The sequence below is a fragment of the Streptomyces asoensis genome (genome assembly GCF_016860545.1).
GTDB classification, from domain to species: Bacteria; Actinomycetota; Actinomycetes; order Streptomycetales; family Streptomycetaceae; genus Streptomyces; species Streptomyces asoensis.
Window position 1 is genome coordinate 1,335,524 of the sequence record NZ_BNEB01000005.1, and the last position, 13,477, is coordinate 1,349,000.

Annotated in this window: 13 protein-coding genes; 9 read left to right on the top strand and 4 right to left on the bottom strand. The window is 72.5% G+C overall.

Features of this window, described 5'->3' with window-relative positions:
- Window positions 1-85 precede the first annotated feature (85 nt).
- The 4 genes from Saso_RS38835 to Saso_RS28880 all read left to right on the top strand — a co-directional run bounded on the left by Saso_RS38835 (window position 86) and on the right by Saso_RS28880 (window position 3,770).
- Window positions 86-1,408: an RICIN domain-containing protein gene (locus tag Saso_RS38835; RefSeq protein WP_189928567.1), complete on the top strand. Its 1,323-nt coding sequence runs from the start codon at window positions 86-88 to the stop codon at window positions 1,406-1,408.
- A gap of 174 nt (window positions 1,409-1,582) precedes the next feature.
- Window positions 1,583-2,650: an aromatic ring-hydroxylating dioxygenase subunit alpha gene (locus Saso_RS28870; protein ID WP_189928569.1), complete on the top strand. Its 1,068-nt coding sequence runs from the start codon at window positions 1,583-1,585 to the stop codon at window positions 2,648-2,650.
- Window positions 2,647-2,820, top strand: a complete 174-nt coding sequence (locus Saso_RS28875) for a hypothetical protein (protein ID WP_189928571.1) — start codon at window positions 2,647-2,649, stop codon at window positions 2,818-2,820. Before Saso_RS28870 ends, Saso_RS28875 begins: the two co-directional genes overlap by 4 nt.
- Window positions 2,817-3,770: a PDR/VanB family oxidoreductase gene (locus Saso_RS28880; RefSeq protein WP_189928573.1), complete on the top strand. Its 954-nt coding sequence runs from the start codon at window positions 2,817-2,819 to the stop codon at window positions 3,768-3,770. The genes Saso_RS28875 and Saso_RS28880 overlap by 4 nt, the downstream gene beginning before the upstream one ends.
- A gap of 135 nt (window positions 3,771-3,905) precedes the next feature.
- Here Saso_RS28880 and Saso_RS28885 read toward each other — a convergent pair whose 3' ends face one another.
- Window positions 3,906-4,574: an MmyB family transcriptional regulator gene (locus Saso_RS28885; RefSeq protein WP_189928575.1), complete on the bottom strand. Its 669-nt coding sequence runs from the start codon at window positions 4,572-4,574 to the stop codon at window positions 3,906-3,908.
- A 242-nt stretch (window positions 4,575-4,816) separates the two neighbouring features.
- On the opposite strand from Saso_RS28885, the gene Saso_RS28890 reads away from it, so the two are divergent.
- The 3 genes from Saso_RS28890 (at window position 4,817) to Saso_RS28900 (ending at window position 6,685) form a co-directional block, all read left to right on the top strand.
- The gene (locus tag Saso_RS28890; protein ID WP_189928577.1) at window positions 4,817-5,470 is read left to right on the top strand and encodes a helix-turn-helix domain-containing protein; all 654 of its coding nucleotides are present in this window, start codon (window positions 4,817-4,819) and stop codon (window positions 5,468-5,470) included.
- 32 nt (window positions 5,471-5,502) lie between these two features.
- The gene (locus Saso_RS28895; protein WP_189928614.1) at window positions 5,503-6,033 is read left to right on the top strand and encodes a toxin-antitoxin system, toxin component; all 531 of its coding nucleotides are present in this window, start codon (window positions 5,503-5,505) and stop codon (window positions 6,031-6,033) included.
- A 391-nt stretch (window positions 6,034-6,424) separates the two neighbouring features.
- On the top strand, window positions 6,425-6,685 hold the full coding sequence (locus tag Saso_RS28900) for a hypothetical protein (RefSeq protein WP_189928579.1): 261 nt from the start codon (window positions 6,425-6,427) through the stop codon (window positions 6,683-6,685).
- A gap of 16 nt (window positions 6,686-6,701) precedes the next feature.
- On the opposite strand, the gene Saso_RS28905 is transcribed toward Saso_RS28900, so the two are convergent.
- Both Saso_RS28905 and Saso_RS28910 read right to left on the bottom strand, forming a co-directional pair.
- On the bottom strand, window positions 6,702-7,412 hold the full coding sequence (locus tag Saso_RS28905; RefSeq protein WP_189928581.1) for a 4'-phosphopantetheinyl transferase family protein: 711 nt from the start codon (window positions 7,410-7,412) through the stop codon (window positions 6,702-6,704).
- Entirely contained in the window at window positions 7,409-8,269 is an 861-nt protein-coding gene (locus tag Saso_RS28910; protein ID WP_189928583.1) for a metallophosphoesterase family protein, read from the bottom strand. The genes Saso_RS28905 and Saso_RS28910 overlap by 4 nt, the downstream gene beginning before the upstream one ends.
- 350 nt (window positions 8,270-8,619) lie before the next feature.
- Between Saso_RS28910 and Saso_RS28915 the strand changes: the two genes are divergently transcribed.
- Together Saso_RS28915 and Saso_RS28920 are read left to right on the top strand one after the other, a co-directional pair.
- A complete protein-coding gene (locus tag Saso_RS28915) occupies window positions 8,620-9,780 on the top strand; it encodes an ATP-grasp domain-containing protein (RefSeq protein WP_189928585.1) in 1,161 nt (386 codons plus the stop codon).
- Between the two features lie 146 nt (window positions 9,781-9,926).
- A complete protein-coding gene (locus Saso_RS28920) occupies window positions 9,927-11,609 on the top strand; it encodes a carbohydrate binding domain-containing protein (RefSeq protein ID WP_189928587.1) in 1,683 nt (560 codons plus the stop codon).
- A gap of 276 nt (window positions 11,610-11,885) precedes the next feature.
- On the opposite strand, the gene Saso_RS28925 is transcribed toward Saso_RS28920, so the two are convergent.
- Window positions 11,886-13,136 carry an alpha-L-fucosidase gene (locus tag Saso_RS28925; RefSeq protein WP_189928589.1) on the bottom strand — a complete coding sequence of 417 codons (1,251 nt, stop codon included), beginning with the start codon at window positions 13,134-13,136 and terminating at the stop codon, window positions 11,886-11,888.
- Between the last annotated feature and the right edge of the window lie 341 nt (window positions 13,137-13,477).

Below are 13,477 nucleotides of genomic sequence, written 5' to 3' on the forward strand. Positions count from 1 at the left end.
CCATGACCTGTGCGGCCCCCCGCCGGCACTCCACGGGAACCACTGGACCCCGCCACCCCCACAGCCGCTTCGCCAGGAGGACGTCTTGACCACCGCACCGCACACCGCCGGGTCCCCGCAGGGTTCCGAGGGCGAGGCCGCCACCACGGCCGCCACCACGCCGGACGGAACCTCGGAGCCGGCCGCCGCGGTCACCGCCCCGGGCGTCGAACCGGGCGGTGAGCCGGTCGGCAGACCTGCCGGCGGCGCAAAGCCGGAACCGGATCCGGACACGGAGGAGCCGGAGGCAGAGGAACCGGAGGCAGAAGCGCCGCAAGCCTCGGAGCCGGAAGCAGCGCCGCCGGGCTCCGCTGGAGCCGCACCCGACTCCGGAGCCGCCCCCGGTTCCGAGGGCGCGGACCGCGCCGACGGCGCCGCCGCCGCTGCCACAGGCACTTCCGAAGGCGCCGCCCAGGTCCGGGGGGCGGACGCCGAACTGGCCACCGTCACCTCCGGGGACGGCTCCGGCGCGGACGCCGCACGGGAGGGGCAGCCCGGCCGGCCGCCGCGCACCATCCTGGCGGCCGCCGCCATAGCGGGCGCCCTGCTGGTGTCCGTCCCTTTCCTGATCAACACCAGTGACGACGGCAACGGCGGTGCCCGGGCCGGTGGTTCGGGCAGCACCGCGGACTCCGTCCTGAAGGACCTCGACGGCGCCCCCGGCGCCTTCGAGTCGGCCGCTCCCGTGGCGGGCAAGCCCCACTCGGGCTCCCCCGCGCCGCGTACGGCGGGCGGCAAGCAGGCGGGCGCCCCGGGTTCCGGCACGGCCGGGGGCTCGTCCGGCTCCGGCGGGAGCGGATCGGTGAAGGAGGACGCCGCGTCGGGCACTTCGTCCTCGACGACCGGCGGCAAGGCGGCGAGCGGCACCTCGTCGAAGCCCCCCGCCAAGTCCTCGTCCTCCCACTCGTCCTCGTCCTCGTCCTCCAGCGGCGGCGGGACGGCGCAGTCCGCCACCTCCGGAGGCACGACCACGCAGGTCGCCGCCGGCGTTCTGGTCTACAGCCATGCGGGCGGCGGCCGGTGCGTCGACATCGTGGGCGACAAGGGCAAGGACGGCTCCCCGCTGGAGATCTGGGACTGCAACGGGAAGAACTGGCAGAAGTGGGACTTCCGGTCCGACGGCACCGCCCGCTCCATGGGCCTGTGCATGGACATCGCATGGGCCTCGACCGCCAACGGGGCCGTGATCCAGCTCGCCAAGTGCAACGGGGGCTGGGCCCAGAAGTTCAAGGTCAACGCGTCGCACGACCTGGTCAACACGGCGATCGGCAAGTGCGTCGACGTCAAGGACACCGGGACCGCCAACGGCACACGGCTCCAGCTGTGGACCTGCAACGGCCAGGACAACCAGAAGTGGAGCAAGCGCTGACGGCACGGTGAGGACCCTGCGGGACGACCGCCCGGCCGCCGTCGTCCCGCCGGACCCCCAGAAGTCCTTCCGCCTGACAGAAGCCGCCTTGCCCGGCCGGCACGAGCCTCACGACCCTGAGGGCAACCACGGCACGCGGGGCGACGGCGCCCCGCTCTCAGGGACGGGAAGCCCATGCCTCACACGACCGCCTTCGCCAGGAACCAGTGGTACGTCGCCGCCTACAGCAGTGAGGTCGGGCGGGAGGAACTGCTCGGCCGTACGGTCCTCGGGGAGCCGCTCGTCCTCTACCGCACCGAGGAGGAGGGGACGCCCGTCGTGCTGCACGACCGCTGTGTGCACCGGCGCTTCCCCCTGTCGCAGAGCCGGCTGGACGGTGACCGAGTCGTGTGCGGCTACCACGGCTTCACCTACGACACGACCGGCGCCTGCGTGTACGTACCGGGGCAGAAACGCGTCCCCCGCACCGCCCGGGTCGCCGCCTATCCGGTCGTGGAGCAGGACTCTCTGGTGTGGGTGTGGATCGGCGACCCGGCGCTCGCCGACCCGCAGGCCGTTCCGCGCGCCCGGCACCTCGACTCCCCCGGCTGGACCACCGTGCGCGGCATGGAGCCGATCGACGCGGACTACGGGCTGCTCGTCGACAACCTGCTCGACCTCTCCCACGAGACGTATCTGCACGGCGGTTACATCGGCACGCCCGAGGTCGCCGAGACGCCGATCACCACCGAGGTCGACGAGGGCGCGGGGATCGTCCGGGTGAGCCGGCACATGGACGACGCCGAGTGCCCCCCGTTCTACGCCCGTTCGACCGGAATCGAGGGCCGGATCACCCGCTGGCAGGACATCGAGTACCACGCGCCCTGTCTGTATCTGCTGCACAGCCGGATCGCGCCGGTGGGCGTCGTGCCCGAGGCGGACGGCAGCGACCCGAACGGCTTCCACACCGAGATCACGTACGCGATCACCCCGTCCGCCGACGGCAAGGTGTACGACTTCTGGATGGTCTCGCGGGACTGGGCGACGGACGACGAGGAGGTGAGCGGGTTCCTGCGCGGCAACAACCACACGGTGGTCATGCAGGACGTCGACGCGCTCAACCTCCTTCAGCGCACGCTCGGTTCGGAGCGGGCCGGCTATCAGGAGCTGAGCATCAACATCGACACCGGTGGGCTGGCCGCCCGCCGTATCCTCGCCCGGCTCGTGGAGGAGGGCGACAAGCCGGTGGAGAAGGTCCTGTGAGCACCGGCCCCACCGGCGAGATCTACCGCGTCGACTGGCTGCCGGGCACCGACGTGCTGCACGGCACCTGTCACTGCGGTGCCGAGCACACCGCGCAGGACCCGGTCGAGATGTGGGAGTGGATGCTCGGCCACCCCGAAGGACACCGGCCGCCAGGAGACGACGCATGAGCGAGAGCGAGAGCGAGAGCGAGTACGAAGCCGAACTCTTCGTGGCGGAACGCGAGTTCGCCGCCGAGGGCGTGCTCGCCCTCACGCTGCGCCACCCCCTGGGCGAGGAGCTCCCGGCCTGGGAGGCCGGAGCCCACGTGGACCTCGTGCTGGGTCCGGGCCTGGAGCGGCAGTACTCGCTGTGCGGGGATCCGGCCGACCGCAGCGCGTGGCGGATCGCGGTGCTGCGCGAACCGGCGGGGCGGGGCGGATCCGTCCAGGTGCACGAGCAGGTGGGCGTGGGCGGCAAGCTACGGGTGCGGGGCCCCCGCAACCACTTCGCGCTGCGTCCCGCCGGCCGCTACCTGTTCCTCGCGGGCGGCATCGGCATCACGCCGATCCTGCCGATGCTGGCCGCGGCCGAGGCGGCGGGCGTCGAGTGGAGCCTGCTCTACGGCGCTCGCACCCGCGCATCCATGGCGTTCGCCGGGGAGTTGGCGCGCTACGGGGACCGGGTCACCCTCGCGCCGCAGGACGAGACCGGGCTGCTCGACCTCGCCCGCGCGCTCGACGCGCTGCCGGGGGACGCCCTGGTCTACTGCTGCGGTCCTGGGCCACTGCTGGACGCCGTGGAGAGGCTGTGTCCGGCGGACGCCCTCCGTGTCGAGCGGTTCCGGGCGAAGGAGCAACCGGGGGACGAGGACGAGGAGTTCGAGGTCGAGCTCGCCCGGAGCGGGCGGACGCTGACCGTCGCGCCGGGGGTGTCCGTGCTGGACACCGTGCGGGCCGCGGGGGTCGAGGTGCTCTACTCCTGCACGGAGGGCACCTGCGGCACCTGCGAGACCGACGTCCTCGAGGGCACGCCGGAGCACCGTGACTGCGTGCTCGACGCCCAGGAGCGGGAGGCCGGGGAGACGATGATGATCTGTGTGTCCCGGTGCCGGGGGAAGAAGCTCGTCCTGGACCTGTGACGCCGGCGGGTGCTGGCGCTGCTGATCGACGTGGGCGCCCGGACGCTCGCCGGGCGGCGCCGTGCCGCAAGGGGGGCGGCGGCGGAGGGCGCCGACCCGGGCGCCGTCGGCGACCTGAACGCCGACGGTGCCCGGTCAGGACTCGGAGGTGCGGACCACGCTGAGATGGCCCGCCGTGCGGCGCGGGGCGCGGGTCCTGCGGGGCGCGGCGGCCGGGCGGGTCGCGCGCAGCACCATGGTGAGCCGGGTGTACCCCATGTCCTGGAGGGTCCTGGGGGTGTCACCGACGATACGGCACTCCGTGGCGCCCCAGCGCGGGTCGGGGTGCAGCAGCGGGCGGACCGCCCCGTCGTGTTCGACGGCGCCCTCCCCCACCACGCGCATCCAGTGCGGCAGCCCCTGCCGGTAGGCGGCCTCCATGATCGGGTCCTGGGCGATGTCCCGGCGGATCGCCTGGAGCCCGTGGTCGTGGCCCTGGCGCTCCATGGCCGCGGCGAAGCATGCGAGCATCGGCAGGCACCAGCCGGCCTCGTGGTCGCCGAGGACGGAGGGCGCGTCGGGATGGAAGAGGACGAACCGGAGGAAGTTGTCGCCGGGCAGGGCCGTGGGGTGCGGGCCCACGTCCCGGAAGAGTGACGCGAAAGCGGCGTTGGAGAGAACGACGTCCCAGCGGTGGTCGAGGACGACGGACGGGAAGGGCACGGCCTCCAGGTACGTGGCGTAGTCCTGGAGGTACGCCTGGGCCTCGAGACTCTCGGGGACGGGCCGCGGTACGGACCGCTGCCCTCCTGCCTGATATGCCATCGGGAGGTCACCCCTCTTGCCTCTGCGGCCTTCACGCGGCGCCCCGATCCTGCTGCCCGCCGCGGACGGTGTCAACTATCGTGGCATTCCATGCTTGTTGACGGCTGAAATTGGCCACAGTTGTGGCGAGACCTGGATGTGAGTTCGAAAGACCGGCTACTCTCCACCAAGTTCACGGCGACCGACCGTTCTGGTGATCGTGTGTCGGTGAGAGGGACGTGAGAGACCTAGGAGACCTGTCGGTGGCGGAGGATGGCTTCGAGGTTCCGGGCACCGCGGCGACGCTGCTGCTGTCGGCCGTCGTCGCCCGTGTCGCCGTGCTCGCCGACCGGCTCGGCGTACCGCACGCGGAGGTCTTCGGCACCGGGCGGCTGTCCGTCGCCTCGGGCGTCCCGGAGCCGGTGGTCAGGGCGCTGCTGAGCGGCCGTCCCGCCGGTGAGCCGGATGTCCAGGCCCGCTTCCTGCAACGCCTGGACCTGCTGCGCCGCACCCGGCTGAAGACGAACGGCCGCAAGTACACCCAGCAGGAGATCGCGGACGGCGCCGGGATGTCACGCCAGCAGGCGGGCGCCCTGATCAACGGCGACCGGCGTCCCACGATGGAGCACTGCGACGCCCTCCAGCGGTTCTTCCGCGTCCACGCCGGCTTTCTCACGGCCGAGGACCCGGAAGCGCTCTCGGGCGCCCTGCAACACATCGAGCAGGAGCTGCTCCAGAAGCTCGCCGCACGGGAGGCGGCCGCGGCAGCCGAGGATCCGCTGGAGCGCCTGCTCCAGGACCACGGCGTGCGCGGGATCGCCTGGCGGGCCGCTCAGCTGCCCACCGACCAGCACCGGGACAAGGTCGCGGAATGGCTGGACATGCTCCTGGAGAGCGTGAAGCGGCCCGAGTCGTGATCCGGGGGAGAAGCGTGAACATCGCCAAGGAAATGCGCCGCCTCAGCGGGGAGCTGGTCGCGGAACTGGCCCTCCCCGCCCCGGCGGCGCCGGTCGACCTGTACACCGCCCTGTGCGACGGGATGAGCAGACGGCGCGGCCGCCCGGTGCACTTCCGCATGGCCTGCTTCCCGACCGACACGGCCAGCGGACTGTGGCTCGACATGGCCGACCAGGATCTCGTGGTCGTCGAGGAACGCACCGCCCCCGACCACCAGCTGGTGATCCTGGGCCACGAGCTGTGGCACATGAAGGCGGGCCACTGCGGCGAGCACGTCGAGGGCACCGCGGTCGCCGCCCGTTTACTCAGCGACGGGGCCGATCTCCAGGCCACGGTGCGCAGTGTCGCGGCGCGCACGCGGTTCGATCTGGCCGACGAGAGGGAGGCCGAGAGCTTCGGGCTGCTGCTGGCCAGCAAGTGCCGGGGCTGGCTGCCGGGTTCGTCGCCCCGTGAGCGGGGGCAGCGCGACCATCTGGCGGGCCGCATCGAGGCGTCCCTCGGCTATCTGGGGCCCCAGAACTGACTTCCCGGCCGCCAGGGACCCGGTCCGTCCCGGGCCGCCCCACGCGCCCGGCTCCCGGCGTCCTCGCCGCACCCGCACGGCGTCCGGCCCCGGACGTCCCGGTCACGCCGTCCGAGCCGCGTTCCCAGCGGGCCCGCGACCGGCGGGCCGCCCCGGTCGCGTCCGCTCCCGTCTCCGGGCAGGTCCGCCGAAGGTCCCGCTCACGGGCGTGAATCCGCTCCCCCGCCGCCGATCCCGGCGGGGGGCGTGCCTGCGCTGAGCGGGCGAACCGGGTCCGGGTCACGCCGGATTGTCAGTGGGGGGCGGCAAGCTGGGGGGTGCGCCGCCGTACGGGGGCGCACGCGCCGCCAGGGCGCGGGGGACACGACGCCGACACGGGGAGAGCCGACCGATGCCCACTGCCGTACTGACCGACCGCGAGCGCACGGCCGTACAGGCGTACCTGCGGCTGCTGCACACCGTGCGGGCCGCCTTCGGCGACGAGGAGGACGCCAGGGGTGCGGGTGCCGCGGGCCCGGGGCCCCACCGGCTGCCCCCGGTGGTCCCGCCCGCCGTCCTCGCCGAGGCGGAACAGGCCCTGGCCGACGCGGGCCTCGCGGGCAACGAGGAGGAGTTCTTCCGGCTGCTGCACAGCTGGTACCCGGGGCCGTGAGCCGCGGGCGGCCGTCTCAGCCGTGGTGCACGGCGACCGCGGTGGCCACCAGGCCCCGCCGGACGGTCCAGCGGCCCTCGAAGTGCCCGAGCCGGCGGCCGCCGACCACCGGTCCGGGCACGAGCAGCCGGGCGCGGAAGGCCCCGTGCGGGCCCCCGGCGGGGCCGCCGGCGCCGGCCGGTGCGGCCGGCACCAGATCGATGTCGGCCTCGCTGAAGTCCAGCCACTCGCGGGTGAGGGGGAACCACGCCTTGTAGACGGACTCCTTGGCACTGAACAGCAGCCGGTCGAAGTGCACCTCGGGACGTTCCGCGGCCAGCCGGGCGATCCGCTCCCGCTCGGCGGGCAGGGCGACGGCCGACAGGACGCCCGCGGGCAGGGGCTCGTGGGGTTCGGCGTCGATGCCGAGGGAGGCCAGGTCGCAGGCGCGGACCAGGGCCGCCGCACAGTAGCCCGCGCAGTGGGTCATGCTGCCCGTGAGTCCCTGCGGCCACTGCGGGGCGCCCCGCTCGCCGGGCAGCACGGGCTGGGCGGGCACACCGAGCTTCTCCATGGCGCGCCGGGCGCAGGCGCGTACGACGGTGAACTCGCGGCGGCGCTTGGCGACCGCCTGCGCCACCAGCGCCTCCTCCTGCGGGTACAGCGCGGCGCCGCCGAACTCGTGTGCGCCCGCTTCGCCGAAGGCCTCCACCGCGACCACCGACTCGGGCAGCAGGTCGTCGATCACGCGTTCTCCTCCCGCGCGGGCAGGATCCGGCGCAGCCGGCCGGGCGGCTGCGGGCGCCCCCGCCATTCGCGGGGGTAGCCCACCGACACCTCCTCGAAGCGGACGCCTTCGTGCCAGGTGGTCCGCGGGATGTGCAGGTGGCCGTAGACCATGGTCCCGATCCTGAACCTGCGGTGCCAGTCCGCCGTCAGCGCGGTGCCGCACCACATGGCGAACTCGGGGTGCCACAGCACGTCCATCGGGTGCCGGTGCAGGGGGTAGTGGTTGACGGGGACGACGGGCAGGCCGTCGGGGACCTCGGCCAGCCGCCGTTCGGTCTCGGCGACGCGCGCCCGGCACCACGCCTCGCGGCTCGGGTAGGGGTCGGGGTGCAGCAGGTACTCGTCGTTGCAGACGATCCCGGTGCCGTGCGCGTAGGCCAGGCCCTCCTCCTTGGTGGCGCAGCCGGCCGGCAGGAGCGAGTAGTCGTACAGCAGGAACAGCGGTGCGACGACGACCGGGCCGCCCGGGCCCTCCCACACCGGGTAGGGGTCCTCGGGCGTGATGACCCCCAGGTCGCGGCAGACCTGGACGAGGTGGTCGTAGCGGGCGACCCCGCGCAGGGTGACCGGGTCCGTGGGGTGGGTCCACAGCTCGTGGTTGCCGGGGGCCCAGACGACCTTGCGGAATCGGCCCGCGAGGGTCTTCAGCGCCCAGCGGATGTCGGCCACGTTCTCCGAGACGTCCCCGGCGACCAGCAGCCAGTCCTCGTCCGACTCCGGGGCCATCGCCTCGACCAGCGCACGGTTCTCCGGGTAGCCGATGTGCAGATCACTGATGGCCAGCAGTTGCCCGCCGCCCCCGGCCGTCGACGTCACCCTGCGCCCCCGCTCACGAGTCCACGCTCCGTATCCTCACGCCCGCACCAGTGTCACCACGAGAACACATCCCCGCGGGCGGTACAAGACGGGATCCGGCCCCCCACCGCGCCGGGACACGGCCCCACCTGCGGCTGAGCCCGCCTCTACCCGAACACGGGCCTCACGTGAACAAGATCGGAAAATCCGTAACACGCGCGTTGCACGATGCACCCCCGGGAAGCCGTATGATCGCCCCAACACCACCGCCATGGACGTCCCTTCACGCAGGGCGGTTTGGTGACCCACCAATCCCCCTGCCCGGGCCGGGCCTGCTTCGCCCTGCCCGCGAACCGTGAAAGGCGGCCTGCATGGTCTCTCGCGTACGCGTCTGGCTCAACCGCACGTACGCGGAGAACGTGTTCTTCACGGATCAGCTGCGACGAAATCCCAGCGACCGCGCCGTCGAGATCCACGCCACGCACGGTGACGCCGACTCCCCCGTACTGGCCGCGGCCGACACCGCCGAGCTGGAGCCGGAGGGCCTCTCCCCCGCCGCGTACGTCGAGTACGCCCTCGCGCAGTGCGAGCGCCGCGGCATCGACGTCTTCGTGCCCCGGCTGCACCAGGCGGCCGTCGTGGCGCACCGCGCCGACTTCGACGCGGTGGGCACCGCGCTGCTGGCCCCGCCGCCCGAAGCCGTCGCCGTCTTCCACGACAAGGTGATCGCCTACGAGGCCGTGAAGGCGATCGGCGTGCCCGTTCCGCCCTACCACCGGGTCCGCACGGCCGACGAACTCATCGCGGCTGTCGAGGAGTTGGAGGAGGCGGGGCACCGGGCCTGCTTCAAACCGGCGTCCGGCGCGGGCGGGGTGGGCTTCCGGATGATCACCCGCGCGCCGTTCTCGCTGACCCACCTCAGCGGCTTCCCCAGCCCGTACGTCCAGCTGGACATGGTGGTGGAGGCGCTGCGGCAGGCCGAGGACAGCGGCGAGGAGCAGGTCGACTGGCTGGTCATGCCGCGCCTCGAGCAGCCGGAGGTGTCCGTGGACTGCCTGACCGGCCCCGACAACCGGCTGCGGATGGCCATCGGCCGGACGAAGAACGGCCGCCGTCGCGGCTTCACCCTGCACGAGCAGTGGCTGGAGCCCGCGCGGCTCATCGCCGAGGGGTTCGGGCTGCACTACCTGTCCAACATCCAGTTCCGGATGTTCGGCGACCGGCCGGTTCTGATGGACGTCAACACGCGTCCGGCCGGCGGCCTGCACCAGCTGTCGCTGTGCGGGGTCAACGCCCCTTGGGCGGCTGTGCAGTTGGCGCTCGGTGAGGACCCGGGGGTGATCGTGCCGCCGTTCCTCGGGCAGGACTACACGGTGGTGTCGGGGCCGCGACCGCTGCGTGCGGTCACGCTGCCGCACCAGCGGGTGGAGGAGAGCGCCGAGCCGCTGCTGCCGGCGGTGCCCGCGCCCGCCGACTCCGTGGAGAGCGCGCGGGTGACCACCGCCGGCGCCGCGCAGGCGCTGCCGCTCTAGCAGGAGCAGAACAGACATATCACTCACCGGTATGGACCAATTCCGTCGGCCGCCTTGACAGGCGGATTGGTCCATACCAACTTTGTTGCGCACCCCCTTGCAGTCCCCTGCACTCCCGAACACCCCCATTCCTCCAGGGAGATCGCGTGCGCACCAGACCCCTCGGACGCCCCTGGCGTCGCTTCCTCGCCCTGCTCGGCACCGCCGGACTCGCCCTCGCCGGGGCGGTCGCCCTGCCCGGCACCGCCGAGGCGGCCAACATCCTCACCAACCCCGGTCTCGAATCGGGGTCCCTCTCGCCCTGGTCCTGTACCGGCAACCTCGGGTCGGTCGTCTCCTCCCCGACCCACAGCGGGTCCAAGGCCCTTGCCGGGGCGGTGAGTGCGAGCGACACCGCGCAGTGCAGCCAGACCGTTTCCGTACAGCCCGGCACCACCTACGCGCTGACCGGCTGGGTACGCGGCTCCTACGTCTACCTCGGCGTCGACGGCGGCGCCTCCACCTGGACGTCGTCGCCTTCCGCGTACAGCCAGTTGTCAGTGTCCTTCACCACCGGGGCCGCGCAGACCAGCGCCAAGATCTACGTCCACGGCTGGTACGCCCAGGGCACCTACTACGCCGACGACATCAGCCTCGACGGCCCGGGCGGCGGCTCGGACACCCAGGCACCGAGCGCGCCCGGCGCACTCACCTCGACCGGCAAGACCTCCTCCAGCGTGTCGCTGGCCTGGAACGCCTCGTCCGACAACGTCGGGGTCACGGGCTACGACGTGTACAGCGGGTCGGCGAAGGTGCTCACCGTGTCCGGCACGTCCGCCACCGTGAGCGGGCTCTCCGCGAGCACCGGCTACACCTTCACGGTGAAGGCCCGCGACGCCGCGGGGAACACCTCCGCGGCCTCCAACGCGGTGAGCGTCACGACCAGCGCCGGCGGCGGGGGCGGGACCGGGTTCAAGCAGGCCGCGCCCTATCTGTTCGAGGGCTGGGGCGACCCGCCGAGCGTGTCCACGGTGATGAGCTCCACCGGCGTCAAGTGGTTCACGATGGCGTTCATGCTGGACGGCGGGGGCTGCAACCCCATGTGGGACAGCAACCGGCCGCTGACCGGCGGGGTCGACCAGAGCGTGATCAACCAGGTCCGCTCGGCGGGCGGTGACATCGTGCCCTCGTTCGGCGGCTGGCAGGGCAGCAAGCTCGGCGCCAACTGCTCCTCGGCGAGCGCGCTGGCGGGCGCCATCCAGAAGGTGATCGACGCCTACTCGCTCAAGGCGATCGACATGGACATCGAGAACACGGACGAGTTCGAGAACGAGGCCGTGCAGGCGCGGATCCTCACCGCGCTGAAGACGGTCAAGGCCAACAACCCCGGCCTGAAGACGATCGTCACCTTCGGGACGTCCACCACCGGCCCCACCTACTACGGCAACCGTCTCATCGAGCAGGCGAAGTCGCTCGGCGCCGACATCGACGTCTTCACCATCATGCCGTTCGACTTCGGCGGCGGCTCGGACATGTACGGCAACACCGTGAACGCCACGGAGGGGCTGAAGAACAAGCTGAAGTCCACCTTCGGCTGGGACGACGCCACCGCCTACGCCCACATCGGCATCTCCGGCATGAACGGCCTGTCCGACCAGCAGGAGAACACCACCCCGGCGATCTGGACCCAGATCAGGGACTGGGCCAACTCCCACCACATCGCGCGGCTCGCCTACTGGGCCGTCAACCGCGACCGGCCGTGCCCGGGCGGCGGTGTGGTGAGCAACTGCTCCGGCATCAGCCAGAGCACCTGGCAGTTCACCTCGATCACGGCCGGCTTCACCGGCTGACCCGGCCGACCGATCACGCAGAAGTCCCCCGGACCGCGGTCCGGGGGACTTTTTTCGGCGCGGGGTGTATCAGGACCCGGGAAGCCCCCTCTTATGGGTGAAGGACCCCACGGGGGAACGACAGGAAAGATCCGGGGTCCGGGGGGAAGCACAGGGATCGACGGGGGAAACCCGGGAATCGACGGGGGATTCCCGGCGTCATGGGGGACCGGGTCGGTCGGCCGCTGTCACGGGGAGCGGCCGGCCGGCCCGGACGCCGTGCGGCGCCGCCGGCGCTCAGAACCGTCCGGAGCCCCGGTAGAGCTCCAGTTCGCCGTCCAGTTCCACCGCGAGGACCGTGGCGTGCGGGTCCAGGTCGGAGCCCGCGGGAGGGTCGATCCACAGCACGCCGACCGCCTCGTGCAGACCGCCCACGACACGGTGGGCGAGTTCCGTCCCGGTGCCGAGCACCGAGACCCTGCGCACCGGCGTGACCAGACCCCGCACGCCGATCTCGGAGCGCGGGATGTCGAACAGGGTGAGGTAGAGGGTGCGCCGGTCCGCGGACAAGGTGCTGGGCCCGTAGTGGTGCCCGGCCGGGAGACCCCGTACCGTCCCGTACACGGCCGCCTCGTGCTTGCGGATCCACTCCCCCAGCCCCTCCAGCCGCTCGGCCTGCGGCCGCGGCACGGTGCCGTCCTCCATCGGACCGACGTCCAGCAGCAGGTTCCCGCCGCCGCCGATGGTCTCGGTGAAGTAGCGGACCAGCTGGGTCAGCGACTTGTGGTGGTGGTCGTCGTGCCGGTACCCCCACGAGTCGTTGATGGTGAGGCACAACTCCCAGGGCCCGGACGGTGGTTCGATGGGGGCGCCCTGCTCGGGGGTGGCGTAGTCGCCCTCGCTGAGCATGCGGGCGTTGAAGACGACGTCCGGGGAGTACGAGCGGATCAGCGCGGCGAGTTCCTTGATGCGCCACTGCTCCTCGCTGCGGTCCCACTCGCCGTCGAACCACATCAGATCGGGCCGGTAGCGCGAGGCCAGTTCGCGGACCTGCCCGTCCCGGTAGGCGAGGAAACGCTCCCAGGCCACCAGGTCCTCGTCCTGTGCCGAGCACTCCGAGTAGCGGTTGTCCTCCATCTCCGGCGGGCGGCCCGGCTTGCGGGTGCTGGCGTAGTCCGGGTGGTTCCAGTCGGAGTGGGAGTAGTACAGGCCGACCTTGAGGCCCTTCTCCCGCAGGGCGTCGGCGTAACCGGTGAGGTAGTCGCGGCCCAGGTTCAGGTCGCCGTGGGCGGTGTCCCACAGGGCGACGCCGTCGTGGTGGCGGCTGGTGAGGACGGCGTACCGGGCGCCGGCCTGGGCGAACAGGTCCGCCCAGGCCCGCGGGTCGTAGCGGGCGCCGGTGAAGCGGTCGAGCTGGGACATGTACTGCTCGTGGGGCACGATGTCGTCGTAGAACGACCAGGACTCCTGGACGCCGTCGACGGCGTAGATCCCCCAGTGGACGAAGATCCCCAACTTGGCGTCGGTGAACCAGGGTTGCATGGGCACAGCTGAACTCCTCCGCGCAGCAGGGCACTTCATGGGAAAGAAGGGCGCGCACCACGGCACGCGCCCGGTGGTCCGGCGCCGGACGTGACCCGGTGCCGCACAAACTCCGCACGCCGGACGTGGTCCGGTGCCGGACGAGCTCCGCGTGCCGGACAAGGCCCGTGTCCCGGGCTTGCCGCCCGGCGCCCCGGCCCGGCAGACCCGACCCGGCGGACCCGACCCGGCACACCGACCATGTGGACCCGACCCAGCACACCCGACACGACGAACCCGGCCCGGCGGACCCGGCCCGGCGGACCCGGCCCGGCGGACCCGACACGACGAACCCGGCCCGGCGGACC

What these genes read in the sequence shown, in the direction of transcription:
- Saso_RS28900 (WP_189928579.1), top strand. Translation starts at nt 6,425, where the DNA reads ATGCCCACTGCCGTACTGACCGACCGCGAGCGCACGGCCGTACAGGCG.
- Saso_RS28880 (WP_189928573.1), top strand. Translation starts at nt 2,817, where the DNA reads ATGAGCGAGAGCGAGAGCGAGAGCGAGTACGAAGCCGAACTCTTCGTG.
- Saso_RS28885 (WP_189928575.1), bottom strand. Translation starts at nt 4,574, where the DNA reads ATGGCATATCAGGCAGGAGGGCAGCGGTCCGTACCGCGGCCCGTCCCC.
- Saso_RS28915 (WP_189928585.1), top strand. Translation starts at nt 8,620, where the DNA reads ATGGTCTCTCGCGTACGCGTCTGGCTCAACCGCACGTACGCGGAGAAC.
- Saso_RS28870 (WP_189928569.1), top strand. Translation starts at nt 1,583, where the DNA reads ATGCCTCACACGACCGCCTTCGCCAGGAACCAGTGGTACGTCGCCGCC.
- Saso_RS28895 (WP_189928614.1), top strand. Translation starts at nt 5,503, where the DNA reads ATGCGCCGCCTCAGCGGGGAGCTGGTCGCGGAACTGGCCCTCCCCGCC.